Origin of the sequence: Pseudomonas sp. PHC1 (assembly GCF_046487845.1) — a bacterium.
Lineage (GTDB): Bacteria > Pseudomonadota > Gammaproteobacteria > Pseudomonadales > Pseudomonadaceae > Aquipseudomonas > Aquipseudomonas sputi.
In genome coordinates this window covers 79,589-105,158 of the sequence record NZ_JBJXHJ010000022.1, presented here as the reverse complement: position 1 = coordinate 105,158, position 25,570 = coordinate 79,589, and the positions used below count along the sequence as shown (strand labels likewise).

Sequence of the window (25,570 nt, the reverse complement as noted above, 5' to 3'; positions counted from 1 at the left end):
ATTCCCAGACCGGCTTCTTTGAACGAAGCACTAAGCTTTTTGATGCAGCATGCGCTGTTTTACCTGTTGTTACAGTCGTTTTGTTGACTGTAAAAAATGGGTAAAGCTCAACGGCGCGAAGCATAGCGCAGCACTCGTCGTATTTCCCTGCATAAAGCTGGTCAAGTGCGCTGCTCGCCGCTAGAATTGCGCACTTTTTGATCAGAGGCGCAGCCTAAGCGCCCGTCCGTCGGCTTTTCGCATCAGGAAAGCGACGTCACAAAACACCGAGGTTAGACATGTCCACCACTCCTGCGCCGGCCAATCCAAAGGTTGGCTTCGTTTCTCTGGGTTGCCCGAAAGCACTGGTCGACTCCGAGCGCATCCTGACCCAGCTGCGCATGGAAGGCTATGACGTGGTGTCCACCTATCAGGACGCCGACGTGGTCGTGGTCAACACCTGTGGCTTCATCGACTCGGCCAAGGCCGAATCGCTGGAAGTCATCGGCGAAGCGATCAAGGAAAACGGCAAGGTCATCGTGACCGGCTGCATGGGCGTGGAAGAAGGCAATATCCGTGACGTGCACCCGAGCGTGCTGGCCGTCACCGGTCCGCAGCAGTACGAGCAAGTGGTCAACGCGGTGCACGAAGTCGTGCCACCGAAACAGGACCACAACCCGCTGATCGACCTGGTGCCGCCGCAAGGCATCAAGCTGACCCCGCGCCACTACGCGTACCTGAAGATTTCCGAAGGCTGCAACCACAGCTGCAGCTTCTGCATCATCCCGTCGATGCGCGGCAAACTGGTCAGCCGCCCGGTCGGCGACGTGCTCGACGAAGCCCAGCGCCTGGTCAAATCCGGCGTCAAAGAACTGCTGGTGATCTCCCAGGACACCAGCGCCTACGGCGTTGACGTCAAGTACCGCACCGGTTTCTGGAACGGCGCGCCGGTGAAAACCCGCATGACCGAACTGTGCGAAGCGCTGAGCACCCTCGGCGTCTGGGTGCGTCTGCACTACGTTTACCCGTACCCGCACGTCGATGAACTGATCCCGCTGATGGCTGCCGGCAAGATCCTGCCGTACCTGGACATCCCGTTCCAGCACGCCAGCCCGAAAGTCCTGAAGGCGATGAAACGCCCGGCGTTCGAAGACAAGACCCTGGCGCGGATCAAGAACTGGCGCGAGATCTGCCCGGACCTGATCATCCGTTCGACCTTCATCGTCGGCTTCCCCGGCGAAACCGAAGAAGACTTCCAGTACCTGCTGGACTGGCTGACCGAAGCCCAGCTCGACCGCGTCGGCTGCTTCCAGTACTCGCCGGTCGAAGGCGCACCGGCCAATGACCTGAACCTCGACATCGTTCCGGACGACGTCAAGCAGGATCGCTGGGAACGCTTCATGGCGCACCAGCAGGCCATCAGCTCGGCCCGCCTGCAAATGCGCATCGGCCGCGAAATCGAAGTGCTGGTGGACGAAGTCGACGAGCAAGGCGCAGTCGGCCGCTGCTTCTTCGATGCCCCGGAAATCGACGGCAACGTGTTCATCGACAACGGCAGCAACCTCAAGCCGGGCGACAAGGTCTGGTGCAAGGTGACCGACGCCGACGAATACGACCTCTGGGCCGAACAGATCTAAGCGCAAAAAATACAGAAAGCCCCGCTCTCTTTTACGAGATGCGGGGCTTTTTTACGGCTAGAGTTTGTGGTGGGAAGGACTCCCACATCCATGACAAAGAGGCTATCTGGCATGCGTCACCACTCGGTCATCCACACGCCGAAACTCAGCGATTATCAGGAACTGACCCGGGTCTGGGAGGCCTCGGTCCGTGCGACTCATGATTTTTTGCCGGAATCCTACATCGAGCTGTTGAAGAATCTGGTGCTGACCCGCTACCTCGATGCAGTGATGCTGATCTGCACCCGGGACAGCCATCAGCGCATCACCGGGTTTGCCGGGGTCGCGGCGGGCAAGATCGAAATGCTGTTCATCGACCCGGCCCATCGCGGCCAGGGCCTTGGCAAGAAACTGCTGAAGTACGCGATGGAACACCTGAACGCCGACGAACTGGACGTCAACGAACAGAACCCGCAGGCACTGGGGTTTTACTTCAAGCAAGGGTTTGAGGTGATCGGCCGCTCGGAAGTCGATGGTATGGGCCAGCCGTATCCGTTGCTGCACATGCGTCTGAAACAACCGGAGCAGCGCGCGGTACGCGGCTAAAAGCCACACGGCGCAAATGCAATCGGGCTTAACCGGCCCCAGGCAGGTACAATGCCCACCCCTTTTTTGTTACGGCCCCTGTCATGACTGACCCGATTCGCCTCTCCAAACGCCTCATCGAGCTGGTCGGTTGCTCCCGCCGGGAGGCCGAGCTGTTCATCGAGGGCGGCTGGGTCACCGTGGACGGCGAAGTCATCGACGAGCCGCAGTTCAAGGTCGGCGACCAGAAGGTCGAGCTCGACAAGGACGCCAAGGCCACCGCGCCGGAGCCGGTGACCCTCTTGCTGAACGTGCCGGCGGGCATGGATGTCGACAGCGCCATGCAGTCGCTGAACGCCGACACCCTCAGCGAAGAGCACCGCTACGGCAAGCGTCCGCTGCGCGGGCACTTTCTGCGCCTGACCGCCAGCGCCGACCTGCAACCCAAGGCCAGCGGCCTGCTGGTGTTCACCCAGGACTGGAAGGTGCTGCGCAAGCTCACCGCCGATGCGGCCAAGATCGAGCAGGAATACGTGGTCGAAGTCGAAGGCGACATGGTTGCCCACGGCCTTAACCGCCTGCAGCACGGCCTCACTCACAAGGGCAAGGAGCTGCCGCCGGTCAAAGCCAGCTGGCAGAACGAAAACCGCCTGCGCTTCGCCATGAAGAACCCGCAGCCGGGGATCATCGCCCAGTTCTGCGAAGCGGTCGGCCTGAAGGTCATCGGCATTCGCCGCATCCGCATCGGCGGTGTGTCCATCGGCAAGGTGCCGGTCGGCCAATGGCGCTACCTGTCCGGCAAAGAGAAATTCTAAGGCTCGCAAGCCACCCAATATTTCCGGCGCCGCGCCCGCTCGGTGCCCACAGCGAAAAAATCAGGATTGCACACATGGTTCACAACGACGTTCTGCGCAGCGTGCGCTACATGCTCGACATCAGCGACAAGAAAGTGGTCGAGATCATCAAACTCGGTGGCCTGGACGTCACGCTGGCGGATGTCGTGACGTACCTCGACAAGAAAGAAGAAGACGAAGAAGGCTTCGTGCGCTGCCCGGACGAAGTCATCGCGCACTTCCTCGACGGTCTGGTGATCTTCAAGCGCGGCAAGGACGAAAGCCGTCCGCCGCTGCCGATCGAAGTGCCGGTGACCAACAACATCATCCTGAAAAAGCTGCGCGTGGCCTTCGAACTGAAGGAGGACGACATGCACGCGATCCTCAAGGCTGCCGACTTCCCGGTCTCCAAGCCTGAACTGAGCGCGCTGTTTCGCAAGGTCGGCCACACCAACTACCGCCCGTGCGGCGATCAGTTGCTGCGCAATTTCCTCAAGGGCCTGACCCTGCGCGTTCGCGGTTGATCCACTTGAACACGGCGACTTCGGTCGCCGTGTTCATGCATGCCCCTCCATTCCTTCGAAAAATAGTGGCTCCGCTTTTCGCGGCCGGCGACTAGGGTGTACTGAACCCTAGCCCTCAGGATTCGCCATGCACCCGTATTTCTCCCTGCAAGGCCGCACCGCCCTGGTGACCGGCGGCACCCGTGGTATCGGCAAAATGATCGCCAAGGCCTTTGTCGAGGCCGGCGCCCGCGTGTACGTCTGCTCCCGGGACGCTGAAGCCTGTCATCAAACCGCTGAAGAACTCAGTGCTCTGGGCACTTGTCTGGGCGTGGCGGCGAACCTGGCGACCGAAGAAGGCGTGAAAGAGCTGGCTGCACGAATGGGCGAACAGATCACCCATCTGGACATTCTGGTGAACAACGCCGGCACCACCTGGGGCGCGCCGCTGGAGAGCTACCCGGTCAAGGGCTGGGAGAAGGTCATGCAGCTCAACGTGACCTCGGTGTTCAGTTGCATCCAGCAGTTTCTGCCACTGTTGCGCAAGTCCGGATCGGCGGCCAATCCGGCGCGGATCATCAACATCGGTTCGGTGGCGGGGATCTCGTCCTTCGGCGAACAGGCCTATGCCTATGGACCGAGCAAGGCTGCCCTGCATCAACTATCGCGGATTCTCGCCCGGGAACTGGTGAGCCAGCACATCAACGTCAACGTCATCGCGCCTGGACGTTTCCCGAGCAAAATGACCCAGCACATCGGCAGTGATCAGCAGGCGCTGGCCGAAGACACCGCGCTGATCCCGATGAAACGCTGGGGCCGCGAGGAAGAGATGGCGGCGCTGGCGATCAGCCTGGCGAGTACTGCCGGGGCTTACATGACCGGGAATATCATTCCGCTGGATGGCGGGTTCAGTCTTTAGGTCGGCGACGCGGCCGGACGGGTTATCATGCCCGCCCTGTTCCGCTTCGAATGCAAACCATGACTTACAGCGTCTCCCCCATCGGCTTCGTCCGTTCCTGCTTCAAGGAGAAGTTCGCCATTCCGCGTCAGCCGCAACTGGCCCCCGCCGCCCGTGGCGTGCTGGAGCTGGTGGCGCCGTTCGATCAGGGCGACGCGGTTCAGGGGCTTGAGCAGGTCAGTCATGTCTGGCTGCTGTTCCTGTTCCATCAGGCGCTGGAAGACAAGCCGCGCCTCAAAGTTCGCCCTCCGCGCCTCGGTGGCAACAAGTCCATGGGCGTGTTCGCCACTCGCGCCACCCATCGGCCGAACGGCATCGGCCAGTCGGTGGTGAAGCTGGACAAGGTCGAGGCCAATCGCCTGTTCATCTCCGGTATCGACCTGCTGGATGGCACGCCGATTCTCGACATCAAACCCTACGTGCCCTACGCCGACATCATCACTGACGCCTCCAACAGCATCGCCAGTGCCGCACCGCACCTGATCGACGTGCAGTGGACGGACACTGCGCTGCAACAGGCGCTCACGCATGCTCAGCGCCTGGCCGAGCCGCTGATCGAGCTGATCGAGCAGTGCCTGGCCCAGGATCCGCGCCCGGCCTATCAGACGCCCGCGCCAGAGCGCGAATACGGTGCGCAGTTCTGGGATCTGGACGTGCGCTGGCACTACCCGACGCCCGAACAGATCCGCGTCCTGGAAGTGATTCCCGCCGCCGACTGAATCGCGAAAACGAAAAAGCCCGCGCTGCCTTCTCAGGCAACGCGGGCTTTTCTGTCAGCATCGTCGGGATTACTTCTCGACGAATGCACGCTCGATCAGGTAATCACCCGGCTCGCGCATCCGCGCCGAAATCTTCAGGCCGAAGCTGTCGAGCACTTCGCTGGTCTCGTCAAGCATGCTCGGGCTGCCGCAGATCATCGCGCGGTCGTCCTGCGGGTTGATCGGAGGCAGGCCGATGTCGCTGAACAGCTTGCCGCTGCGCATCAGGTCGGTCAGACGGCCCTGATTCTCGAACGGTTCGCGGGTCACGGTCGGGTAGTAGATCAACTTGTCACGCAGCGCTTCGCCGAAGAACTCGTTCTGCGGCAGGTGCTCGGTGATGAATTCGCGGTAGGCGACTTCGTTGACGTAACGGACACCGTGAACCAGGATCACTTTCTCGAAGCGCTCGTAGGTTTCCGGGTCCTGGATCACGCTCATGAACGGCGCCAGACCGGTGCCGGTGCTCAGCAGGTACAGATGCTTGCCCGGGTTCAGGTCGTCCAGCACCAGGGTACCGGTCGGTTTTTTCGAGATGATGATCTCGTCGCCTTCCTTCAGGTGCTGCAGCTGGGAGGTCAGCGGACCGTCCGGCACCTTGATGCTGAAGAACTCGAGATGCTCTTCCCAGTTCGGGCTGGCGATCGAGTAAGCGCGCATAAGCGGGCGGCCGTTTGGCTGTTGCAGGCCGATCATCACGAACTGACCGTTCTCGAAGCGCAGGCCCGGATCGCGGGTGCACTTGAAGCTGAACAGAGTGTCGTTCCAGTGATGAACACTGAGGACACGCTCGTGGTTCATGTTGCTCATGTACGTGGGACTCCTGGAGATTGATCTGCGCCTGCCCGGCTCGTGTTGAAGAATGCCGACGGTGCGCAATTGCATCGCATTCTAATAGCGCCGACAATATCTGTTAACTGGATTATTAAGATAAGGGTTATCGGTTATATCGATATGCGATTTACTCTCCGTCAACTGCAAGTCTTTGTCGCCGTCGCCCAGCAGGAAAGCGTGTCCCGTGCTGCGGGTCTGCTCAACCTGTCCCAATCGGCCGCCAGCACTTCCATCACCGAACTGGAGCGCCAGTCCAGTTGCCAGCTGTTCGATCGCGCCGGCAAACGCCTGAGCCTCAACGCCCTCGGCAAACAATTGTTGCCGCAAGCGGTGGCCATGCTCGATCAGGCCAAGGAAATCGAAGACTTGCTCAACGGCAAGTCCGGTTTCGGTTCGCTGTCGGTGGGTGCAACCCTGACCATCGGCAATTACCTGGCCACGCTGCTGATCGGCGGTTTCATGCAGCGCCACCCGGAAAGCCAAGTGAAGCTGCATGTGCAGAACACTGCCAATATCGTGCAACAAGTGGCGCATTACGAAATTGATCTGGGTCTAATCGAAGGTGATTGCAGCCACCCGGACATCGAAGTGCAGAGCTGGGTCGAGGATGAACTGGTGGTGTTCTGTGCCCCGCAGCATCCCTTGGCCAAGCGCGGCAGCGCGACCATGGAGGAACTGACCCATGAAGCGTGGATTTTGCGGGAACAGGGTTCGGGGACGCGCCTGACCTTCGATCAGGCGATGCGTCATCACCGCAGCGCGCTGAACATCCGGCTCGAGCTGGAACACACCGAAGCGATCAAGCGCGCGGTGGAATCAGGTCTGGGGATCGGCTGTATTTCGCGTCTGGCGTTGCGTGACGCCTTCCGTCGCGGCAGCCTGGTGCCGGTGGAGACGCCGGATCTGGATCTGGCGCGGCAGTTCTATTTCATCTGGCACAAACAGAAGTACCAGACCTCGGCCATGCGTGAATTTCTCGATCTGTGCCGCGCCTTCACCGCCGGGGTCCAGCGCAGCGACGAGATCGTTCTGCCAAGCATCGCTTAAAGCAGAATCACCGCCCACACCAGGGCGATCATGCTCAGTGCCACGAATTGTGCGGCACTGCCCATGTCCTTGGCGTTTTTGGACAGCGGGTGCAATTCCAGCGAGATGCGGTCGATGGCCGCCTCCACCGCCGAATTCAACAGCTCGACGATCAGCGCCAGCAGGCATACAGCGATCAACAGCGCCTGCTCGACCCGGCTGACATTGAGGAAAAACGTCAGCGGAATCAGCACCACGTTGAGCAGCACCAGTTGGCGGAACGCTGCTTCGCCGGTGAAGGCGGCGCGCAGACCGTCCAACGAGTAACCGGAAGCGTTGAGGATGCGTTTCAGGCCCGTCTGGCCCTTGAAAGGTGACATAGAGTAGATAACCGACCGAAAGGAAGTGGGGAAGCTAGATCAACGAAAGTCAAAAAAGCGTGAAGACGCCAGTGCTTACTGGCTCGGAATTGACTCAAGTTGTTGCAGCAGTAAAGCTGCCTGGGTCCGGGTCCGCACGTTCAGCTTGCGAAAAATCGCCGTGACGTGGGCCTTGATGGTCGCCTCGGACACACTCAGCTCGTAGGCGATCTGCTTGTTCAGCAAACCTTCGCAGACCATGGTCAACACCCGGAACTGCTGTGGAGTCAGGCTGGCGAGGCCATCGCTGGCGGCCTTGGCTTCATCCGAGACGCTGACCGCTTCGAACGCCTGAGGCGGCCAGAACACGTCGCCATCCAGCACTTTGCGCACTGCTTCCTGAATCACGCTCAGGTCGCTGGACTTGGGAATGAAACCACTGGCGCCGAACTCCCGGGACTTGACCATCACCGAGGCTTCTTCCTGGGCCGAAACCATCACCACCGGAATCTGCGGGTATTGGCCGCGCAGCATCACCAGCCCGGAAAACCCGAAAGCGCCCGGCATGTTCAGGTCCAGCAGCACCAGATCCCAGTCAGCCTTTTCGGTCAGGCGGGCTTCCAGTTCGGCGATGCTCGCCACCTCTACCATGCGTACATCCGGGCCAAGGCCCATCGTCACCGCTTGATGCAGAGCACTACGAAAAAGAGGGTGGTCATCGGCAATCAGGATGTCGTATGTGGCCATTTTTCAAATGATCCTGTTTTTGATGGCAGGCCCGCGCATTCGGGCCTTGCCAAAGCAAATCCAGATACCGCCCGGCAGCGGCATCCACAGGGGCACGTTCAACGCCAATCACAAACAAAAACGGCGTTTCAAACCTTGGCCGCACCCCAATCGGCGCCAAGCATGACCAGCCCGGCCGGGGTGGTCAAGCCGCACGGCCACTGCTTTAGCAGTATGGGCCAGGATCAGGCCGATACTGGCGCCGCGTTTCGGATATAGGGCAGCAATTCGGCATGAGCCGGCGTCGACACGTTGACGTCCAGTTGCTGCTTGGCCCCCAGGTAATGCTGGCTGAACACATCGAAATAGGCATCCAGCGCCGACGCCGCGTCCGAGTCGCCGGCCAGTTCCAGACACAGCGCCGCCACTTCGGCGGTGCACAGGTGCTCGCTGCGGGTCGAACGGCGCAGGCGATAGCGCGAGAGTTTGTCGGGCAACAGGCTCAGGATCGGCAAACGGTCGAAATACGGACTCTTGCGGAAAATCTTCCGGGCTTCGGTCCACGTCGCGTCCAGCAGGATGAACAGCGGACGCTTGCGGCTATCAAGATCCACGGTGTGGGTCACCCGCGAAGGTTCGACGTACTCGCCGGGGAACACCAGATAGGGCTGCCATTGCGGGTCGTTCAACAGCGCCAGCAGTTGCTCGTCGGGCTCGGTCCGCGACCAGATGAAGGCATGGTTGTCGCGCACGATGTCGGCGATCAACCAGCCGGTATTGCTGGGCTTGAACACTTCCTTGCCGGTCATGATCAGGCAAACGCCCGAGCGCGCATCGACTGTTGGCCGCCAGGCGCACAGGCAATGGCTGATGATCACCCGGCAATCGCGGCAACGTGGGGAGCGAAAACCACGGGCCTGGATCGGTTTGATGCCTTCGTCCTCGCGCTGATCGCGCAGGCGGGCCACGGCGTTGGGGGCATGATTCATCGCAGGCGGCACCGGCAGACAGGGAAACTCGACACGAACGACACTCGGCAGGGCAATAAGGTGCGGCAGTTTACCAGAGCGACGGGCACAAGCCTGTACCCTCCCGACCGGCTCCCCTATAATTCGCCGCCACTGAACGCACAGTCACGTGGCTGGTCGAACCACCAGTCACTGAACCAGGAGAGTTTCATGCTGCGCCTTATCGTTCCCACCGCTGCCATTCTGCTGGCTTCGTCCTTCAGCGCTCAGGCTGCATCCCTGAGTGAGCAGAATCTGAACCGAGAGCTGCGCAATGTCGCCGCACAGAGCAGCGTCGGCACGCCACGGGCGATCAACGAAGACATTCTTGATCAGGGCTACACCGTCGAAGGCACCACGCTGGTCAACCACCTGAGCGTGCAAAAAAGCCACGCCGACAAAATGCGCGCCGATCCCAAAGCCGTGTATTTCCAGTTGGGCGCCTCGGTCTGCAACAACCCGTCGTACCGCAAGCTGATGGCCAAGGGGGCGATCATGCGCTACGACTTCACCGAAGTGAAAAGCAACAAGGCGATCGGCTCCGCCAGCTACCAGGAGTCGGATTGCCCGAAAGCGGCTCCAGCGAAGAAGAAGTAATCATCGTGACGTGGCGCGCCGCTGTTCATCCTCGGCGCGCAGTTCGGCCAGCAAGGCCTGCAAGTAACGCGAGCGGCGCTCCCCTCCCGCCAGGCGTCGGCAGCACTCCTCTTCGAGACTCACATGATTGGCCTCGGCTGATGCTTTCAACAATCGATACAGCTGCGTATCGAGCTCCAGAATGACTCTGGTCATGTGTCCTGCCTCCTTGCCACCCGCAAATCCTTGAATAGCGTGCACCTTGCGTACGGTCGTTGACGCAAAGTTGTCGTACGGCGCCTTTAACTTAGTAAATCAGAGCATTCAGCCCTCGACGCCGCATCGGACGAGCGGTGAAAACACTTCGCAAACCGACAATAAACAGTTGCCAGCAAAGACTTTGCGGCGCAATGCTCAATGAGCGAAAAATGCTTTGAGGGTCTAGATTCAAGGTATTCCCGTTCATTTTCCAACGGCAGGAAAGGAGCTGCCGGCTGTTTGTTTTCTTGCAGCGCGGCACTGACGCCGCACGTCAGGGCCGAAAGCTCTGTGCAGAAGGAGAAGTTGCATGCCTTACCAACCGAATGACCTGCTCAGCCGTCATTTTCAGGAAAGCGGCCACGACCTCATCAGCAAGGTCGAAGAACAACTCAACCTGGTGTCACCCGACAGCCCGAACACCCCCATCTACCGCGACATGATCCTGACCGTGCTGCGCATGGCCCAGGAAGACCACAACCGCTGGAACGCCAAGATCACCCTGCAAGCCCTGCGAGAACTGGAGGAGGCCTTTCGTACACTTGAACAGTTCAAGGGACGACGCAAGGTCACGGTGTTCGGTTCGGCCCGCACACCGGTCGAACATCCCCTTTACGCCATGGCTCGGGAACTCGGGGCCTCGCTGGCCCGCTCGAACATGATGGTCATCACCGGTGCCGGCGGCGGAATCATGGCCGCCGCCCATGAAGGTGCCGGCCGCGATCACAGCCTGGGGTTCAACATCACCCTGCCCTTCGAACAACATGCCAATCCCACCGTGGACGGCACCAATAACCTGCTGCCGTTCCATTTCTTCTTCACCCGCAAGCTGTTCTTCGTCAAGGAAGCCGATGCGCTGGTGTTGTGCCCCGGCGGGTTTGGCACCCTGGACGAAGCACTGGAAGTGCTCACGCTGATCCAGACCGGCAAAAGTCCGTTGGTGCCGGTGGTTCTGCTGGACGCACCGGGCGGGACGTTCTGGCAAGGCGCGCTGGACTTCATCCGCCAGCAACTGGAGGAAAATCGCTACATACTGCCGACCGACCTGAAGCTGGTGCGCCTGGTCTACAACGTTGAAGAGGCGGTGGAGCAGATCAATCAGTTCTACGGCAACTTCCACTCCAGTCGATGGCTCAAGCGCCAGTTTGTCATACGCATGAACCACAAACTGAGCGATCACGCCCTCGACCATATGCAGGAAGCGTTTGCCGATCTGTGCCTGAGCGACCAGTTCCATCAACACGCCTACAGCGGCGAAGAGCACGACGAGGCTCAATTCAGCCACCTCACTCGCTTGGCATTCGCGTTCAATGCCCGAAACCACGGGCGTCTGCGGGAACTGGTGGACTACATCAACCAGCCGGAAAACTGGGCCCACTCAAAACCCCAGACTGCGCAACGCACCCGCGAACCGTTGAAGGTAACGTGAAGGCCAAAAAAAACGGCCCGCTATCGAAATAGCGGGCCGTTTTTTTAATTGAAACTGAGCAAATTAATCGTCCATCCCTCTGCCGCTGAACAAGCGGTTGATCATCTCCATCGAGAATCCCCGGTAGGCCAGGAATCGACCTTGTCTGGCGCGTTCCTTGGCATCGCCGGGAAGCTGTCCGGAGAACTTTCGTTGCCACGTATCTGTTAGCTGCTCCTGCCAGTTGATTCCACTCTCGCGCAAGGCGAGTTCGATATCGGCGCGTTGCAAACCGCGTTGGCTCAGTTCTTCGCGAATCCGCAGTGGGCCGTAACCGGAGCGGGCGCGATAGGAAACAAAGCTTTCAAGATAACGGGCTTCGGAAAGCAGCCCTTCTTCCGTCAATCGGTCGAGGGCTGTTTCGATCATCTCGGGAGGAGCGCCACGCTGACGCAATTTGCGCGTCAGCTCGACTCGACCATGCTCGCGGCGTGCGAGCAGGTCCATGGCGGTTCGCCGCACCGCGACGAGGGTATCGAGTACGGCGGTTGTCATCGGTGCAATCAGATATCAGCGTCAGCCAGGTCGTCTTCGGTCTCTTTGACCGCAGAAGCCTTGGAGTCCGCAATCACGGCTGGCGACAGCAGTTTGTCACGCAGTTGCTTCTCGAGCTTGGCCGCCACTTCCGGGTTGTCCGCCAGGAACTTGGCCGAGTTGGCCTTGCCCTGACCGATCTTGGTGCCTTCGTAGGCATACCAGGCGCCGGACTTCTCGACGAAACCGTGCAGCACGCCCAAGTCGATCATCTCGCCGTTCAGGTAGATGCCCTTGCCGTAGAGAATCTGGAACTCGGCCTGACGGAACGGCGAAGCGACCTTGTTTTTCACGACCTTGACACGGGTTTCGCTACCGACCACTTCGTCGCCTTCCTTCACCGCGCCGGTACGGCGGATGTCGAGACGAACCGAGGCGTAGAACTTCAGCGCGTTACCACCGGTGGTGGTTTCAGGGCTACCGAACATCACGCCGATCTTCATGCGGATCTGGTTGATGAAGATGACCAGGCAGTTGGCGTTCTTGATGTTACCGGTGATCTTACGCAGCGCCTGGGACATCAGGCGGGCTTGCAGGCCCACGTGCATGTCACCCATTTCGCCTTCGATTTCAGCCTTCGGCACCAGGGCGGCCACGGAGTCGACGATGATCACGTCAACGGCGTTGGAGCGCACCAGCATGTCGGTGATTTCCAGGGCCTGTTCGCCGGTGTCCGGCTGGGAAACCAGCAGGTCGTCGACGTTGACGCCCAGTTTGCCGGCGTACTCAGGGTCGAGGGCGTGTTCCGCGTCGACGAAGGCGCAGGTCGCGCCGGCTTTTTGAGCCTGGGCGATCACGGACAGCGTCAGCGTGGTTTTACCAGAAGATTCAGGACCATAGATTTCAACGATACGGCCTTTTGGCAGGCCGCCGATGCCGAGTGCGATGTCCAGCCCAAGAGAGCCGGTGGAAATGGCCGGGATCGCCTGACGGTCCTGATCGCCCATACGCATTACGGCACCCTTGCCGAATTGACGTTCGATCTGACCCAGGGCCGCAGCCAAGGCTTTCTTCTTGTTGTCGTCCATTAAAGTCCTCACGTAATCAATAAGGCCTGACGGCCAACACCTGTATAAGTAGCCAGTATTATTCCACAGCGTTCACGGATCGCCTACCCCTGATTTTCGATTTCTCGTGCCGCTAGTCGCAGCAAGCCCTCTAGCGCGGCCTTCACCGTTTGTCGGCGAACGTCGTCGCGGTTACCGGCGAAATGCTGAACCTCACTGGAAACCGCGTCGCCTACGCCCCAGGCCAGCCATACGGTGCCCACCGGTTTGTTCGGCGAACCGCCGTCCGGCCCGGCCACACCGCTGACCGCCACGGCGAAGCGCGCCAGGCTTTTCTCCTGGGCGCCGCGCACCATGGCCTCGACCACCTCGCGACTGACCGCCCCAACGGTGCCGAACAGCTCCGTCGGCACATTCAGCTGCTGGGTTTTCTGGCGATTGGAGTACGTCACGTAACCCGCTTCGAACCACGCCGAACTCCCCGGAATGCGCGTGATCGCCTCGGCAATCCCGCCACCGGTACAGGACTCGGCGGTGGTGACGTGGGCATTGAGCAATTGCAGACGTCGGCCAAGTTCGGCCGCCAGTTGAGTGATTTCTTTCACGGCGCGCTCCGGATCGGATGGAATGGGTACCACCGTACACGAGCCGGTTGCGCTTTCAATACACAGACTCATTCAAAATGTTCGGGCGCCAGCGCTCTGATATAGGCCTGACAGGCTTGCAAGGCAATCAGTCCGCGGTCGCCTTCGCCGGTGATGGCGACAATTCGTCGAGCATGCGCCGGGTCAAGTCGGGCGCGTACGGCTGCATGATCCACGCCGCCGGCGCCGGAGGCGGCGGGCACACCGCAGCCTTGGGCAGCGTCGCCGGCGTCGATGAGGACTGACAGGCGCAGATCAGCAGTGGCAAGACGATCGCGCAAGCGATCCTGATCACGTTGGGCATCGTTCAGTGCTCGATAATGGGTTTGTTCGCTGGCCGCGAGCCGTTGCTCCAGGGCCTGGCGCTTGTCCTGCTCGGCCTGTTGCGCGGTGGCGGCCGTCAGGGTCAGTTGATTGAGGGATTCGGCGTGCAGCTGCGCCTGCTCGGCCAGTTGACGACCGTAGCGCCAGTCCTGGAACTGCCAGGCCAGCGCCGCCGAACCTGCGGCCAACAGCAAGAGGCCGATCAGCCGCCAGAGGCTCAGACCGAAGGCAGGCATAGCACCGCCCTCGCCCGCCCCCAGAGTTCCAGGCGATCCTGCAAGCCGTTCAACCCGCCGTTGATCCGTCGGGTGATGCTGTTGAACTCATCACGGTCAGCGAGATCATTCAGGCCGTTCTGTTCCCAGAACCATGCGGCGGATTCGGCCGCCCATTGCGGTTGTTCCAGCAACTCCGGCAACGCCAGCAGGCGCTCATCGCCAAACAGCCCGAGGCTGCACTGGCGATAATTGCTGCGCCCGGTGATCTGGATCAGCCCGCGTCCGCGATACTTTTGCCCGTCGCCATCGGCCTCGGGCGTGTTACCCAATCGCAAGGCCAGCGTACCGGTGTCGTACTTGCTCAGGTATTGGTTGTTGCCCAGTTCACGCACGTACTGCAATTGTCCCGATTCGTGCCCGATCTGGGCGAGAAACGCGGCAATGCGTTTAGGCGTGTCGATGCGATGGCGCGCCATGGCTGTGTTGAGTGCAGAAACAAAAACGCCCGCTTGGGAGCGGGCGTTGGGCATGATGTCGATTAAGTTTTTTTCAGTTATTTGCATAATGCGTGATCCTCCCTGGATGTGCTGCGATTGAATCATGACTGGAGGCCAAGACCTGCCAGCCATTTCTTTGCCAGGGTTTTCAGGGTTCCTTGCGCAGCACTTTCTTCCGGCGACGAAAACACCCAGCCAAGGGTGCCGAAGTTTGCCGACCAGTAGAGTTGTGGCGCGGGCGTGACGTCGGTGATGTCAACCCAGAGCAAATCCGGATGAAACATCTCGACTATGTTTCCAGCGGTCGAGAACAGCTCGACCACCGTGTTTTCAGCAACGCGTGCGTAGGTTTTCATCAGGCGTACTCGTAAATGATCACTACGCCGGGGGCGCCAGAACCGCCGGGTCTGCCCGGTTGGTTGAGGGCGTTGGCAATGCCGCCGGCGCCTGCCCCGTAGCCGGTTCCTGGTGCTGCAAGACTCAGGGCCACGCTGCTACCAGAACCACCGCCACCCAACGGAGAGTTCCCGCCATGCCCGGCCAGAATTGAGCCAGTGACGTTGATCCCCGGACTGCCGGCCGCACCCGAACTGCTAACAATATTGCCGCCGGTAGCGCTCGTGCTCGGAAAGCCACCGACGAACAAGCCAAAATCGGTGACATTGATGACTCCGAGAGAGGGAGATCCGCCGCCGCCCGGTGCAGACACCAAGGAGCCGAAGGAGCTGGTCCCACCTGGGCCGGCACTTGCTGCAACAGCTCCGGCTGCACCTTTTGCACCCACGGTAATGACTTGGTTCGCACCTATGACGGCTGAAGAAATCCATGCTTCGGCATAGCTTCCGGAAGCACCGCCACCGGCAAGTGAAACCTAGCTGCCGTTGGTCGCGGCTATTCCACCACTGCCGCCGCCACCCAGCACCTTGACCAGCACATTTTTCATCCCGGTCGTCGGTACATAAATTCCCGACGAGGTGAACGTCTTGATCCCCAGCAATCGACCGCTGTTGGCGTTGCCGCCACTGGCGTAAACCAGCAGCCAACTGTCCAGCAAAGCGCTGTAAACCACAGAGCAAACACTGCCTGCGACAATCTCCGCTGGGCGCAACGCACTCTGCGCCAGACTCAAAAGCGGTTTGGGCAGAAACCCATTCGGCGCAAATGTGCTCGCCCCGGTATTGGCATTGCCTGCGGTGAAACGCAGCGCCAGACCGTCCTTCAACGTCGTGATGGCCGGCACGTAGTTGGCCATGTAGAGATTGGCAGCGCCGATATCCGCTGCGTGTTTATCTTCACCGGTCTGGCTTATCTTTTTGATTGCCAGCAGCAACTGCGTCGCATCGCTTTCGCTCGGCTCAAGGCCCGCAGACTTGACGACATTCAGCAGCTCATCGGTAACGCCGTTGCCCCAGGTCGCGGGGATCAACGATCCCGGCAACCCACCAACAACGTCTTCGTTAACAAACTTGCCGTTCACCAGCCCGATGCCGGGAACGCTTTTCGGATAATCCACGTTAATTCCTCTTTGATCGGGTCAACGGCTCAGCCGTTCGACCGCAGCAAGCCTTCAAGCCAGTCGGGCTCTACCGGACGGGCGAGCGCATCCGGAAACTCCGGATCATTGGGCCAGTCGCGCAGGGCCTGTCGATAGGCGAGCAGTTGTTTGAATTCGTCGGCGCGCAGGGTTGTACCCTCGCCGACTTCCAGTTCTTCGGCGTCACGAAACACCAGCCATTGGGTGTCGCGAAGTACTGCATTGCGCCAAGCGCGCTCGTGAGAGATTGCGGCTTCAGGGGAGATGACCGGATCGGTCAGTACGGGTTGCCCACTGGCAGTGGCGCTGATGATTTTGCCAATGGCCTGCCCGGCAAACAGTTCAGCGTACTGGGCGTGAGTGATTTCCACCGCGCCTTCGGGCAACGCCGGAGAAGGGCTTTCTACCCGATCGAATCCGAGTGTCTGTGCATAGAAATAGATCTTCATCGTTATCGCCCCCAAACCAGAATGCGGCCCATGATGCCCGGTGCCGGCCTCACACTTGTGCCGTCGACATTCCTGACCCGAGCCACCGCGACCGACGTTGTTGAGAGGGTCGGATCAAACGCCCAGACAGTCGTGTTGCCAGCGCTCCAGCCGGATGGATTCCCCTCATACGCCACTCCACTGACGATCGCCGTCTGAAATTTGACCGGCAATGACAGGCTCATGATGCCGTTGGCGTCGGATCCACCCACAACCCATTGCAGAATCAAACCGCTGGGCAGCTTTTGATAACCGGGGCTGGCTAGCTGCAAGGTAAAGCCGTTTGAATATTTCAGGCTCGCAGTGCCATGGACCGTCCAAATGCCATAGCCCTTCACGAACTGCGCGCTTTCACCGCCATTGATCGTGATCGAACTCAAATGAGCCCCCTGCGGACAGATTTGTGTTCCGGTCTTGCTGGCGATAGTGATGACTGAATAGCTGAGGCTATGAAAACTGAGAGTGGCACCATCGGGGACACTGGAAACCTCCGGCAGTGTCACGGTGTAATCCGTGTTTCCACCCAATCCGAATGCACACCCCACATCTGCTGCCGTGAGCTGTGTCGTGTCGATCAGGCTCCGGGCACCGGCATGGTTACCCAGCGCCCGCTGCACGAACTCGGGCGTGGCCACTGCTTTTCCGGTATCGAACTGCGGCGGAGTCGAAAACAATCGGGAGCTGCGCAATGCACCGAGCAACTGATTATTGGATGCCTCATCCGGCGTCATGCCCGCCGCTTGAACAACACCGAGAATTTCCTGCGTGACGCCATTGCCCCACGCAGCCGGAATCAACGAACCGGGCTTTCCGGCGATCGGGTCCTCATCGGCAAACTGTCCATTGACCAGCCCGACGCTGGGTACACTCTTGGGATAGTCCAAGGCTTATCTCCTTATCTGAAAACATGGGTAGCGTGATGGCTTCAGCCAATCGCGCTGGCCAACCACTGCGGCGCTGACGGCCTTGAAACGGGTGACGGATATGCGCCGGCACCAGGCCAGTCGCGCAATGCCTGGCGATACTCCAGCAACTCCAGATATTGCTGGGCCTTGAGCGTTGTTCCGCGTCCCAGTTCCTGCTCGTCGCGGTGGCGGGTGACTTGCCATTCGGTGGCTGCGAGTGCGGACTGGCGCCAAGTGCGCTCTGCTGCCAGACGGTCCTTGTCCTCGACCACAGTGGCCTTGGCGACAACCGGACTTTGTGGTTCGTGCAAGGGCTCGATAGCGCGAGCCACCTCGGCCATTGGCGCGCCGATTTCGACGCTCACACCCTCGGGCACCTGCACCATCGCCGCGACAAACGCAGGCGCAAACAGTTGCTCGATCGCGTAGTCACCGGTGTCGATCACTTCAACCGCGACACCGTTTTCAATACGTGCATAACGGGCCATTACTCGTACTCCCAGATTTCACAGAAGGCGTTGCCGCCGACGCCGCTCACGACAGATGCAGAAGCATTGGTCGAGCAGGAACCGCTGCCTCCCGAGCCGCGAACACCGGGCGTACCATTGCTGTTCACACCTATCAGCGGTGCACCACCATCAAACAGGCTGGGGCCTCCGCCCCCGCAGAGCACACCCCAATTGGCGTTGTACATCGCATAGGTGCCGGGGATACCGCGAGCGCTGCAGAGGTTGCCGCCCGTCACGACTTGCCCACCCGCGCCGCCTTGTACAAATCCGGACGCCGTTGCGGACGTCAAGACTGTAATGGTCTGCCCGCCCATGCCGCCCGAAACACTCAGGTAGGATCCGAAAGAAGCGCCGCCGCCCGCTTGGCCAGTCGCGTTACGCGGGGCACCGCCGGCGCCCAGGGTGACCGGAACACCGGCCAGCATTTCCGGCGTGACGTCATACAGACTTTCCCCGTATGCGCCCGCCCCACCACCGCCGCCGATACCTTGATAAGTGGCCGGGATGGGGGCACACCCGCCCCCCGATCCACCCGCCCCGACCAGTCGAACGCGAATCCGTTTCGCCCTCGGGTTCGGCTTGTAAACCGTGATCCCGACCGCGTCGATCTGCCTGACCGCCAGCAACCGTCCCACGGCATCGGTGATGCCGTAGCCCGCCAGCGTGGTCGGGGTGTTCTTCAATTTGGTGAAGTCGACGAGAGCGCCAATGGCCGTTGCCAACTGATTGGTCTTGCTCTCGTCCGGCGTCAGTCCGGCGGCCTTGATGGCGTTGAGAATTTCTTGCGTGACACTGTTGCCCCAGGCGGCGGGGATCAACGACCCGGGCGTGCCGGCAACCGGGTTTTCATCGACAAAACCACCATTGACCAGGCCGACGCCGGGAATACTGTTTGGATAATCCATTGCACGGTTCCCTGTGCTGCAGTCAGTTGGTTACGGTTGCGCCGGGCACTGCCGGCCATGTGACTTCGCCGGGGAAGCCGGCCTGTTTTTCGATGCGGTTCAGCTCCACGCTGTAGAGCTTCCACTCGAGCAATTGCAGTTGCTCTTCGTGGCTGGCGTCGCCGATGTCCTCGGCGTATTGCAGGGGGGCGATGCGCAGGACGGCGTCGCGCAGCAGCGTGTCGCGCTGTTCCAGCATCTGCTGGCTGATGCTGAGCAGTCGGGCCTGCTCATCCAGTTGCCAGGCGTCGCCGCGCCACACATGAAATTCCCCCGGCCAGGGCTGCGTTGTGAGGGTATCGGGCAACTCCCCCAACTCACTCCAGATCTGCTGCCCGCCGCCGTCCTTGCGGAAAACCGGACCGCGCCGGTCAATCACCTCTCGCGGTACACCGTTGATCAAGGCCCAGGTACGACCGGCTTCTGGCGCGGGCAACTCAAAGGACAACTCCACCGCATTGCCGGGCAGTTGAATACCGATGCCCGGGGTCACAAAAAACTCGACAGGTCCGGACAAGACACCCGAGCCGTCAAACAGATAATTGAACATAGGCACCTCAGATGAGCTTGATACGGCCGGGATAGGCGATGTTGCGAGGACGGGACTTGAACGCCAGCAGCAGGGCGTTGGCGGCATCCCGCTGATAACTCGTACCGGCAGGGAAGACCGGGCCACCGTTGTACAGCCCGGACACGTATTGCGGTTCTTCACGAGTATCGGCACCGAAACTCGTCAGGCTGTCCGACCACCACGCGCCGACCGCTCCGGCACCATTGGCGCCCATGGCATACGAATGCGTCGAGCCCACCTGAAAAGAACCCATCGCACGTGCCGTATCCACGCCCCGCCCCTCGTCCAGCACTCGCAGAAACTCGCCGCGCCCTTCAGGGCCTCGGAAGGTTGCGGCACCGTCACCCGACGTCCATTTACCTTCGTTGCCCGCGCGCGCGGCCTCGGTGCCCAACATTCCGGAAAGCTGGGCGTGGTCCCACAACCAGGGCCACTCGGCACGTTTCATGACCGTCCCGTTGAGCGCACCGTAACCACCGGGACTGAGCAAGATGGTTGTCTCGAAAAACGGTCGGCCGAGTGGAGTGTTGTCAAACCGGCCGACTGGCCACCAGTTACCCACGGCATCGCTGCGCAACTGCCACCAGTCCCCGCCGCCCATCAACACCAGAAACGGATAACCGCTGGGTGAAAGATGCGTGTGAAAACGAATGCGGTCGGAACCCGACGCCTGAACGATCAATCGGTTGCCGCTGTTATCCATGCGCCGAACAATCACATCGCGTACACCCAGCGCCGCGTTTGCCGGCGGCAACGTCACCGTCACGGCACTGGATCCGCCATCGATCAGCACCAGGCCCAGCTCCGGGTCAGTCAGCGCCTTGGATGCAGTCAGCCGTGTTACCACCGAACGCATCGGACTGGCATTGCCGACAATCGATTGAATGGCTTTGAGCAGCTGACCGGTATCGGCCTCGGCGGCTGCCAGCCCGGCGCCGGTAATCACGTTGAGAATCTCTTGTGTAACGCTGTTGCCCCACACCGCTGGAATCAACGAACCGGGCGTTCCCGCCACCGGGTTCTCATCGACGAAGCAGCCATCGACCAGGCCGACGCTGGGGACGCTTTTTGGATAGTCCATTGTTCAATCCTTTACCTGAAGCAGTGATTGCAAGTTTCGAGAGCGCTGTATGCGTTCATTCGAGAGCCATCCATGCCGGTTTCTTTGGTCGAGAACGTTTGGAGGGAAACTTCTTGGCCTGCGGCCATTTGCGCAGGGCCTGCAGATAGACGAGCAGGGTCTGATAGTCGGCATCAGAAAGTGTCGTGGCTTTCATCAACTCCACTTCATCCCGATGCCGGTCGCGCAGCCAGACCACGCGTTCGAACTCTTTGTCGCGCCAGTCCTTGGCGTCCCTGGCAGCCTGTTCATCCGAAACCGGAGCGAACTCCACCAGAATCGGCAAGCCATGCTTATCGTGGGATCGATCCATGCCCGCTGCCGGATTGGCGATCACCGCCTCGTAGCGTTCATCGTCAATTTCGACGGCATCGTCAGGCAGGCTTGTGTGATAACCCGCCAGGTAGGTATTGCCGGTAGTACGGCTGTAGAAACGTTTCATGTCAGTTCCCCACACTCAGGACACTGACATAACCCGAACCGCCGGAATTACTCAGTATCTGAACCTGGCTTGCGTCGAAGTAGGTCACCAGCGGAGGTGTGGTGATATCAAAAAAGGGGGCGTTTCCGCTGTGCGAGTAGCTTGCCCATGCCCCGCGACATTGGTTCCTGAACGCCAGCGGCCAGGGCTTGGATACATAGGTCTTATCGACGCTGACCGTGATGAGCACCCACTGGATCGTGAAGCCACCCAGCCAGCTCGGTAAAACGACATAGCCGTTTTCGCCAAAGCTGTAGGCCACGCCCAGACCCAGCTTTTTCGGCGTCACAATCGTGGCGTCATCCGCGACGGCATTGACCTGCGCCTGGGAAGCGATGCGCGCCCAGCCAAAAAGCGTTTCCGTCGCTTGCACCAGTTTCTTTTCAATCGCCTGAAACACTCGCAGCGGCGACATCAGCCGATTGCTGCTGGCACCCGACTCGGCTTCTTCCTTACTGGCAAAAGATTCATTTCTGTTCTTTTCGACAAGCGTCGAAATCGCCGCTTTCAGTTGGGTGTTGTCACTTTCATTCGGCGTAAGACCCGCAGCGCTGATCACGTTGACGATCTCATCGGTCACGCCATTGCCCCAATCTGCCGGAATCAGCGATCCCGGTTTGCCGGTCAACGGGTTTTCATCGATAAATTTCCCGTTCACCAGACCGGCGCTGGGGACACTCTTCGGATAATCCATTGCGTTATTCCCTAGTCATAGTTGATATGCACCTTGGTATGCGCCGGCGCCGCCCGATGAATCAGGCATTCGAGCGCCGAGCCCGGATTCACGCCAAAGCGCTCGCCCCAGTAGCTCGCGCCATACCGCCGGCCGAGCAACAGCCGCCCGCCGGTGTTGAGCGTCCACATGAACTGCGCTTCCCAGGTGCCCCAGTGCGCCGCGCCGAAACGCGAGCGGCCCATGCGCGGGGCTTCGAGTTCGGTGATGGTGGCGTTGGGGTAACCCTGGCTTTTGGCGATGTCCAGGTAGTAGCCGACGGCCTGGCTGCCAACTGCGAGCAAGCGCCGGCGCACAGCGAGGCGACGGTCGTCGAACAGCGGCGTGGCGCCGAGGCACGGGTCGGGCAGATTCATCACCTGTTCCCAGTCCGGCACCAGTTCGCTGACGCCGGCCGGGTCCATTTCGTTGAGCAGGTCGGCGGCGCGGGCGTCGAGGCGCGCCAGTTCGACGGCGACGCCTTGCAGCACTTCCTCGAGTTCCGGCACGCGCTCCGGATCCCACGCAGGTCCCGAAGGCAGCAAGGCGCGCAATTGCGCCTGGTATTGCGCGGCGGTTCTTATGGCAGCCATACGCAACCCCCGAAGGTGAGCAGTTCGCTGTCACCCGCGGGCACATTCGCCACCGGGGCTGACAGGACGTGATCGGTCTCGCCCGCCGCGCTGCTGATCGCTTCGCGGATATGGCTGATCAACAGATCCTCGCCCAGATCGGCTTCACGATTGTGCAAGTCGCGCAGCTGGGTTTCGACGGCGGCGCGCACGGCGGTGGTGTCGGGGGTCAGCTTCAGCTGATAGGTCACCGGTTTCTGCACCGGCGGGCGTACATGCACTTCGGCGGTCACCGGGCGCAATGGCTCGATGTAGGCCTGCACTTCGGCCAGTTGATCGGCATTCGGCACCGGTTGCGGATCGTCGTCGCGCATGATGTACACGCCGACGGTGCCCGGCCCGAGGAAGCCGCCACGGCACCAGGCCCGCGTCACGCCCGGCACTTCCAGCGCCCAGGTTTCATAGTCGCTGGCCGAACCGCCGTGGGGGATGACGCGATAGGAACGGATCACCCGCGAGCGCAACGACTCCAGGCTTTCCCGCGCCACGCCGCCATTGAGCCCCGGCGCCAGCACCACGAAACTATTGCCGACCACGCCGGCGATCGGCTGCACCGGCGTCAACGCCAGCCCGGCTTCGGCGTTGCCCAGGCTGCCGGCCTCCAGCGCGGCGATGCTGGTGCTGTTGACGCCATTGACGGTGGTGCGGGTGGCGGTGACTTTGAAGGTGCGACCGTCACTCGCCTGCAGCAACGTATCGGCATCGAGCACCGCACCCGCCGTGGCGTTGAAGCTGACCGTGCCGGTGGCGACCTGCGCCGGTTTGCGCGGCTGATTCAGGCGCAGTGCGGCGATGCGTTCCAGGGTCGATTCATCGGCGGTGTCGGGCAGGATCTGCTCGGCAATCCAGTCGAGGTAGCCGTACAGACCGTAAGCGGCGCCGCCGAGTGTGCGGGCCAGGACTTGCGCATCAGACTGGCGCAGCGAATCGCCGGCCAGGTCGCTTTGGGTGCGCTTGATCAGCACCGGCAGCGAAGGGGTTTCAAACGGCATAGATCACCTGCCAACTGTTTTCGGGGTTGATGTCCAGGCGTTCGCCGTCGGCCAGGGTCAGGACCGTGCGCAGGTTCAGGCGCTGGGCGTCGAGGCGTTCGCTGATGATGTCGATGGCGCTGCAGTGGCCGTCGTCGATCAGCCATTGCAAGGCTTCGCGGGCATAGAACTCGGCGTCCATCTGGGTCTGGCGGGTCAGCTTGACCCGGCGCAACAGCCACAATCGCGAGCCGATGCGGTCGTCGGCCACGGTCGGAAAGGTGTCACCCCACCAACCGAAACGCTCCTCGTCGTCGAGGGCATCGTCGTCGGCCGCTCGGCGCCAGGTGAACAGGCTGATCAACACCGCACGGGTGAGCGCAGCGTGGAGGTTCTGACTGAACAGCATCACTGACCTCCCGCCGGCACGCCGGTCTGACCATTGCCGGCCTGCACGCCAACGTGCACGTGCTTGATCTGACTGATGCCACCGGCCAGCTGATCGCCGGTGGAGACAATCTTGCCGGTCTGGTTGATCACCGGCGTGTCGAAGTTCACCGCGGTGCTGGCGCGGATGTTGAGCGTGGCGGTTTCGATGTCGATGATCCGGCCGCGCTTGAAGTGGATTTTGTCGCCCTCGTCGGTGTAGATCGCCACCTCGCCGGCGGCCAGCGATTGCAGGCGGTAACGGCGGTCGGCGACCACCAGGGCGATGGCGTGGGAACGGTCGCCGCCGAGAAACGTGACGACGCCTTCGGCACCGGCCAGCGGGTGGCTGGTGAAGCCGTAGGGTTCGAAGTGCTCCATGTCGTCGTTCACTTCACCGGCGGTGAGGCGCATTTGCAGCGATTGCAGCTTGGAGGCCGAACTGGCGAGCACGACAGTGCCGCGCGCCAGCAGGCGTGTCAGTAGGCTCATAGGGTTTCCTTGGAGGGCGGTGTCGGGCTCAGGTTTTTTTCGCCGGCGATGGGTTGGCGTCGAAGGTATGCGGCGGCGCCACTTGCAGGGTGGTCACCGAGCCCTGCGCCGACAGCGAGTACGTCACCTTGGAAATCAGCATGTCTTCATCGAAGCCGAGCACCGGATCCTTGACCCGCACCAACGTGTTGTGACGCCACAGATCGCCGTTGGACTGGCGCCAGCCCTGCACCTGATACGTGGTGGTCAGCGCCCGGCCCATGCGCGTGGCGCTTTCCCACTGGGCCCGTTGCTGGGCCAGTTCGAACGTCAGTTGCGAGCCTTCATTGATGATCGTGGTGCGCCGGCGTTTGAAGCTCAGGTCGGTCGCCGTCGATTCCACTTCGCTGGCTGCCGCCCCGCTCTTCTTGTCGTTGCCCTTTTGCTGGCCGATCACCTTGTATTCGGAGAACACCTGGCTGTAATCCATCGGCGCATTGGCCGAGAGAATGTTCTTGCCCAGCTCCAGCGCATCGCTGGCTCGGCCGCCGCTGCCCGGTTTGGCCAGCACCAGCCGGCCCTCGGCGTCATCGGTGGAAAACACCCGGTACAGCGAGAGCAAACGGTCGATCGACTGAAACACCGTTTCACCCGGGACGATGGTGTGTTTGCTCAAGCGTGCAGTCTCGGGAATCTCGTTGACCACAAACTGCGAGTACTCCCCGGCCAGGGCCTGGACGATGTTCAACAGCGACTGTTCCTGCCATTGGCCGGGGATGTTTCGCGCCGCACAATCGACCAGATCCTGGGTCCTGGAACTGCCTTCGATGCTCAGGCTGATCTGCCGCCCGTCATAGCTGATCGGGGCCTTGAACACATAACCGGTGAGCACCAGATCCTTGCCGATCCGCACCTCGCACGGGTCGCCGGCCTTGATCCGCTGATCCACGGTCTGCCCCGGCCATTGCCAGGTGATATCGAGTTTGAAGGTGCGGAACTGACGCTCCAGGTCCGCGGTGATCTGCACGCTTTTCCAGCCGCCGTATTCCATGTTGTTGACGGTCAGCGTGACGCGGTTGTCAGTCTCGTTCATGGC

General features: G+C 60.9%; 32 protein-coding genes and 2 pseudogenes. 9 read left to right on the top strand and 25 right to left on the bottom strand.

The features are described from left to right. The first annotated feature begins 278 nt into the window (after window positions 1-278). From rimO to tsaA, 6 genes are all read left to right on the top strand, one after another. Complete coding sequence (gene rimO, locus ACKJSM_RS23405; RefSeq protein WP_236178392.1) at window positions 279-1,616, top strand: 30S ribosomal protein S12 methylthiotransferase RimO; 1,338 nt, start codon at window positions 279-281, stop codon at window positions 1,614-1,616. A 111-nt stretch (window positions 1,617-1,727) separates the two neighbouring features. Further along, window positions 1,728-2,201: a GNAT family N-acetyltransferase gene (locus tag ACKJSM_RS23400; RefSeq protein ID WP_041475157.1), complete on the top strand. Its 474-nt coding sequence runs from the start codon at window positions 1,728-1,730 to the stop codon at window positions 2,199-2,201. A gap of 83 nt (window positions 2,202-2,284) precedes the next feature. Beyond that, window positions 2,285-2,995, top strand: coding sequence for an rRNA pseudouridine synthase (locus tag ACKJSM_RS23395; protein ID WP_236178391.1), 711 nt, complete (start codon window positions 2,285-2,287; stop codon window positions 2,993-2,995). Window positions 2,996-3,069: 74 nt separating this feature from the next. Then, window positions 3,070-3,537, top strand: a complete 468-nt coding sequence (locus ACKJSM_RS23390; RefSeq protein ID WP_064379066.1) for a DUF1456 family protein — start codon at window positions 3,070-3,072, stop codon at window positions 3,535-3,537. Between the two features lie 127 nt (window positions 3,538-3,664). Beyond that, entirely contained in the window at window positions 3,665-4,435 is a 771-nt protein-coding gene (locus ACKJSM_RS23385; protein ID WP_236178390.1) for an SDR family oxidoreductase, read from the top strand. Window positions 4,436-4,494: 59 nt separating this feature from the next. Next, window positions 4,495-5,193, top strand: coding sequence for a tRNA (N6-threonylcarbamoyladenosine(37)-N6)-methyltransferase TrmO (gene tsaA / locus ACKJSM_RS23380; RefSeq protein ID WP_410238997.1), 699 nt, complete (start codon window positions 4,495-4,497; stop codon window positions 5,191-5,193). 69 nt (window positions 5,194-5,262) lie between these two features. On the opposite strand, the gene fpr is transcribed toward tsaA, so the two are convergent. Further along, the gene (gene fpr, locus ACKJSM_RS23375) at window positions 5,263-6,042 is read right to left on the bottom strand and encodes a ferredoxin-NADP reductase (protein ID WP_003222277.1); all 780 of its coding nucleotides are present in this window, start codon (window positions 6,040-6,042) and stop codon (window positions 5,263-5,265) included. 144 nt (window positions 6,043-6,186) lie between these two features. Between fpr and ACKJSM_RS23370 the strand changes: the two genes are divergently transcribed. Further along, complete coding sequence (locus ACKJSM_RS23370; protein WP_007954941.1) at window positions 6,187-7,113, top strand: LysR family transcriptional regulator; 927 nt, start codon at window positions 6,187-6,189, stop codon at window positions 7,111-7,113. Here ACKJSM_RS23370 and ACKJSM_RS23365 read toward each other — a convergent pair. From ACKJSM_RS23365 to ACKJSM_RS23355, 3 genes are all read right to left on the bottom strand, one after another. Then, on the bottom strand, window positions 7,110-7,472 hold the full coding sequence (locus tag ACKJSM_RS23365; protein ID WP_003222276.1) for a diacylglycerol kinase: 363 nt from the start codon (window positions 7,470-7,472) through the stop codon (window positions 7,110-7,112). The two genes, ACKJSM_RS23370 and ACKJSM_RS23365, sit on opposite strands and share 4 nt — an antisense overlap. 75 nt (window positions 7,473-7,547) lie before the next feature. Next, window positions 7,548-8,198: a response regulator transcription factor ErdR gene (gene erdR / locus ACKJSM_RS23360; RefSeq protein WP_085647827.1), complete on the bottom strand. Its 651-nt coding sequence runs from the start codon at window positions 8,196-8,198 to the stop codon at window positions 7,548-7,550. 224 nt (window positions 8,199-8,422) lie between these two features. Continuing rightward, window positions 8,423-9,166, bottom strand: coding sequence for a tRNA-uridine aminocarboxypropyltransferase (locus ACKJSM_RS23355; RefSeq protein ID WP_410238996.1), 744 nt, complete (start codon window positions 9,164-9,166; stop codon window positions 8,423-8,425). Between the two features lie 189 nt (window positions 9,167-9,355). Between ACKJSM_RS23355 and ACKJSM_RS23350 the strand changes: the two genes are divergently transcribed. Then, the gene (locus ACKJSM_RS23350; protein WP_064593873.1) at window positions 9,356-9,781 is read left to right on the top strand and encodes a PA3611 family quorum-sensing-regulated virulence factor; all 426 of its coding nucleotides are present in this window, start codon (window positions 9,356-9,358) and stop codon (window positions 9,779-9,781) included. On the opposite strand, the gene ACKJSM_RS23345 is transcribed toward ACKJSM_RS23350, so the two are convergent. Then, a complete protein-coding gene (locus ACKJSM_RS23345; protein WP_236178387.1) occupies window positions 9,782-9,976 on the bottom strand; it encodes a hypothetical protein in 195 nt (64 codons plus the stop codon). Between the two features lie 352 nt (window positions 9,977-10,328). On the opposite strand from ACKJSM_RS23345, the gene ACKJSM_RS23340 reads away from it, so the two are divergent. Then, window positions 10,329-11,447, top strand: coding sequence for a TIGR00730 family Rossman fold protein (locus ACKJSM_RS23340; protein WP_410238995.1), 1,119 nt, complete (start codon window positions 10,329-10,331; stop codon window positions 11,445-11,447). 63 nt (window positions 11,448-11,510) lie between these two features. Here the strand turns inward: ACKJSM_RS23340 and recX are convergent, their stop codons facing one another. From recX to ACKJSM_RS23240, 20 genes and pseudogenes are all read right to left on the bottom strand, one after another. Beyond that, complete coding sequence (recX, locus tag ACKJSM_RS23335; RefSeq protein WP_039771298.1) at window positions 11,511-11,981, bottom strand: recombination regulator RecX; 471 nt, start codon at window positions 11,979-11,981, stop codon at window positions 11,511-11,513. 8 nt (window positions 11,982-11,989) lie between these two features. Then, on the bottom strand, window positions 11,990-13,048 hold the full coding sequence (gene recA / locus ACKJSM_RS23330) for a recombinase RecA (RefSeq protein ID WP_003222269.1): 1,059 nt from the start codon (window positions 13,046-13,048) through the stop codon (window positions 11,990-11,992). 83 nt (window positions 13,049-13,131) lie between these two features. Beyond that, the gene (locus tag ACKJSM_RS23325) at window positions 13,132-13,632 is read right to left on the bottom strand and encodes a CinA family protein (protein WP_236178385.1); all 501 of its coding nucleotides are present in this window, start codon (window positions 13,630-13,632) and stop codon (window positions 13,132-13,134) included. A gap of 68 nt (window positions 13,633-13,700) precedes the next feature. Then, window positions 13,701-14,231 carry a lysis system i-spanin subunit Rz gene (locus ACKJSM_RS23320; protein ID WP_410238994.1) on the bottom strand — a complete coding sequence of 177 codons (531 nt, stop codon included), beginning with the start codon at window positions 14,229-14,231 and terminating at the stop codon, window positions 13,701-13,703. Continuing rightward, entirely contained in the window at window positions 14,213-14,776 is a 564-nt protein-coding gene (locus ACKJSM_RS23315; RefSeq protein ID WP_236178383.1) for a glycoside hydrolase family 19 protein, read from the bottom strand. Before ACKJSM_RS23315 ends, ACKJSM_RS23320 begins: the two co-directional genes overlap by 19 nt. Window positions 14,777-14,811: 35 nt before the next feature. Beyond that, window positions 14,812-15,066, bottom strand: a complete 255-nt coding sequence (locus tag ACKJSM_RS23310) for a hypothetical protein (RefSeq protein WP_410238993.1) — start codon at window positions 15,064-15,066, stop codon at window positions 14,812-14,814. Next, a pseudogene (locus ACKJSM_RS23305) lies at window positions 15,066-16,223 on the bottom strand (hypothetical protein). The gene ACKJSM_RS23310 and the pseudogene ACKJSM_RS23305 overlap by 1 nt, the downstream one beginning before the upstream one ends. A gap of 29 nt (window positions 16,224-16,252) precedes the next feature. After that, window positions 16,253-16,693, bottom strand: coding sequence for a phage tail assembly chaperone (locus ACKJSM_RS23300; protein ID WP_410238992.1), 441 nt, complete (start codon window positions 16,691-16,693; stop codon window positions 16,253-16,255). A gap of 2 nt (window positions 16,694-16,695) precedes the next feature. Further along, window positions 16,696-17,616 carry a phage tail protein gene (locus ACKJSM_RS23295; protein ID WP_410238991.1) on the bottom strand — a complete coding sequence of 307 codons (921 nt, stop codon included), beginning with the start codon at window positions 17,614-17,616 and terminating at the stop codon, window positions 16,696-16,698. 41 nt (window positions 17,617-17,657) lie between these two features. Beyond that, window positions 17,658-18,125 (bottom strand): phage tail assembly chaperone, encoded by a 468-nt coding sequence (locus ACKJSM_RS23290; RefSeq protein ID WP_410238990.1) that lies wholly within the window; start codon window positions 18,123-18,125, stop codon window positions 17,658-17,660. After that, a complete protein-coding gene (locus ACKJSM_RS23285; RefSeq protein ID WP_410238989.1) occupies window positions 18,125-19,051 on the bottom strand; it encodes a hypothetical protein in 927 nt (308 codons plus the stop codon). The genes ACKJSM_RS23290 and ACKJSM_RS23285 overlap by 1 nt, the downstream gene beginning before the upstream one ends. 22 nt (window positions 19,052-19,073) lie before the next feature. Continuing rightward, window positions 19,074-19,640 carry a tail fiber assembly protein gene (locus ACKJSM_RS23280; protein WP_410238988.1) on the bottom strand — a complete coding sequence of 189 codons (567 nt, stop codon included), beginning with the start codon at window positions 19,638-19,640 and terminating at the stop codon, window positions 19,074-19,076. A gap of 7 nt (window positions 19,641-19,647) precedes the next feature. Continuing rightward, window positions 19,648-20,742 carry a phage tail protein gene (locus ACKJSM_RS23275; protein WP_410238987.1) on the bottom strand — a complete coding sequence of 365 codons (1,095 nt, stop codon included), beginning with the start codon at window positions 20,740-20,742 and terminating at the stop codon, window positions 19,648-19,650. Window positions 20,743-20,797: 55 nt separating this feature from the next. Continuing rightward, window positions 20,798-21,223, bottom strand: coding sequence for a phage tail protein (locus ACKJSM_RS23270; protein WP_410238986.1), 426 nt, complete (start codon window positions 21,221-21,223; stop codon window positions 20,798-20,800). Between the two features lie 496 nt (window positions 21,224-21,719). Beyond that, window positions 21,720-21,956 (bottom strand): annotated as a pseudogene (locus tag ACKJSM_RS23265) (hypothetical protein); the annotation flags it as partial. An 11-nt stretch (window positions 21,957-21,967) separates the two neighbouring features. Continuing rightward, window positions 21,968-22,567, bottom strand: coding sequence for a YmfQ family protein (locus ACKJSM_RS23260; protein WP_192563736.1), 600 nt, complete (start codon window positions 22,565-22,567; stop codon window positions 21,968-21,970). Then, window positions 22,555-23,598, bottom strand: a complete 1,044-nt coding sequence (locus ACKJSM_RS23255) for a baseplate J/gp47 family protein (RefSeq protein WP_410238985.1) — start codon at window positions 23,596-23,598, stop codon at window positions 22,555-22,557. Before ACKJSM_RS23255 ends, ACKJSM_RS23260 begins: the two co-directional genes overlap by 13 nt. Beyond that, window positions 23,588-23,986 (bottom strand): phage GP46 family protein, encoded by a 399-nt coding sequence (locus ACKJSM_RS23250; protein WP_236178372.1) that lies wholly within the window; start codon window positions 23,984-23,986, stop codon window positions 23,588-23,590. Before ACKJSM_RS23250 ends, ACKJSM_RS23255 begins: the two co-directional genes overlap by 11 nt. Beyond that, window positions 23,986-24,495: a phage baseplate assembly protein V gene (locus ACKJSM_RS23245; RefSeq protein WP_410238984.1), complete on the bottom strand. Its 510-nt coding sequence runs from the start codon at window positions 24,493-24,495 to the stop codon at window positions 23,986-23,988. Before ACKJSM_RS23245 ends, ACKJSM_RS23250 begins: the two co-directional genes overlap by 1 nt. A 28-nt stretch (window positions 24,496-24,523) precedes the next feature. Then, window positions 24,524-25,567 (bottom strand): phage baseplate assembly protein, encoded by a 1,044-nt coding sequence (locus ACKJSM_RS23240; RefSeq protein ID WP_410238983.1) that lies wholly within the window; start codon window positions 25,565-25,567, stop codon window positions 24,524-24,526. Window positions 25,568-25,570 lie beyond the last annotated feature (3 nt).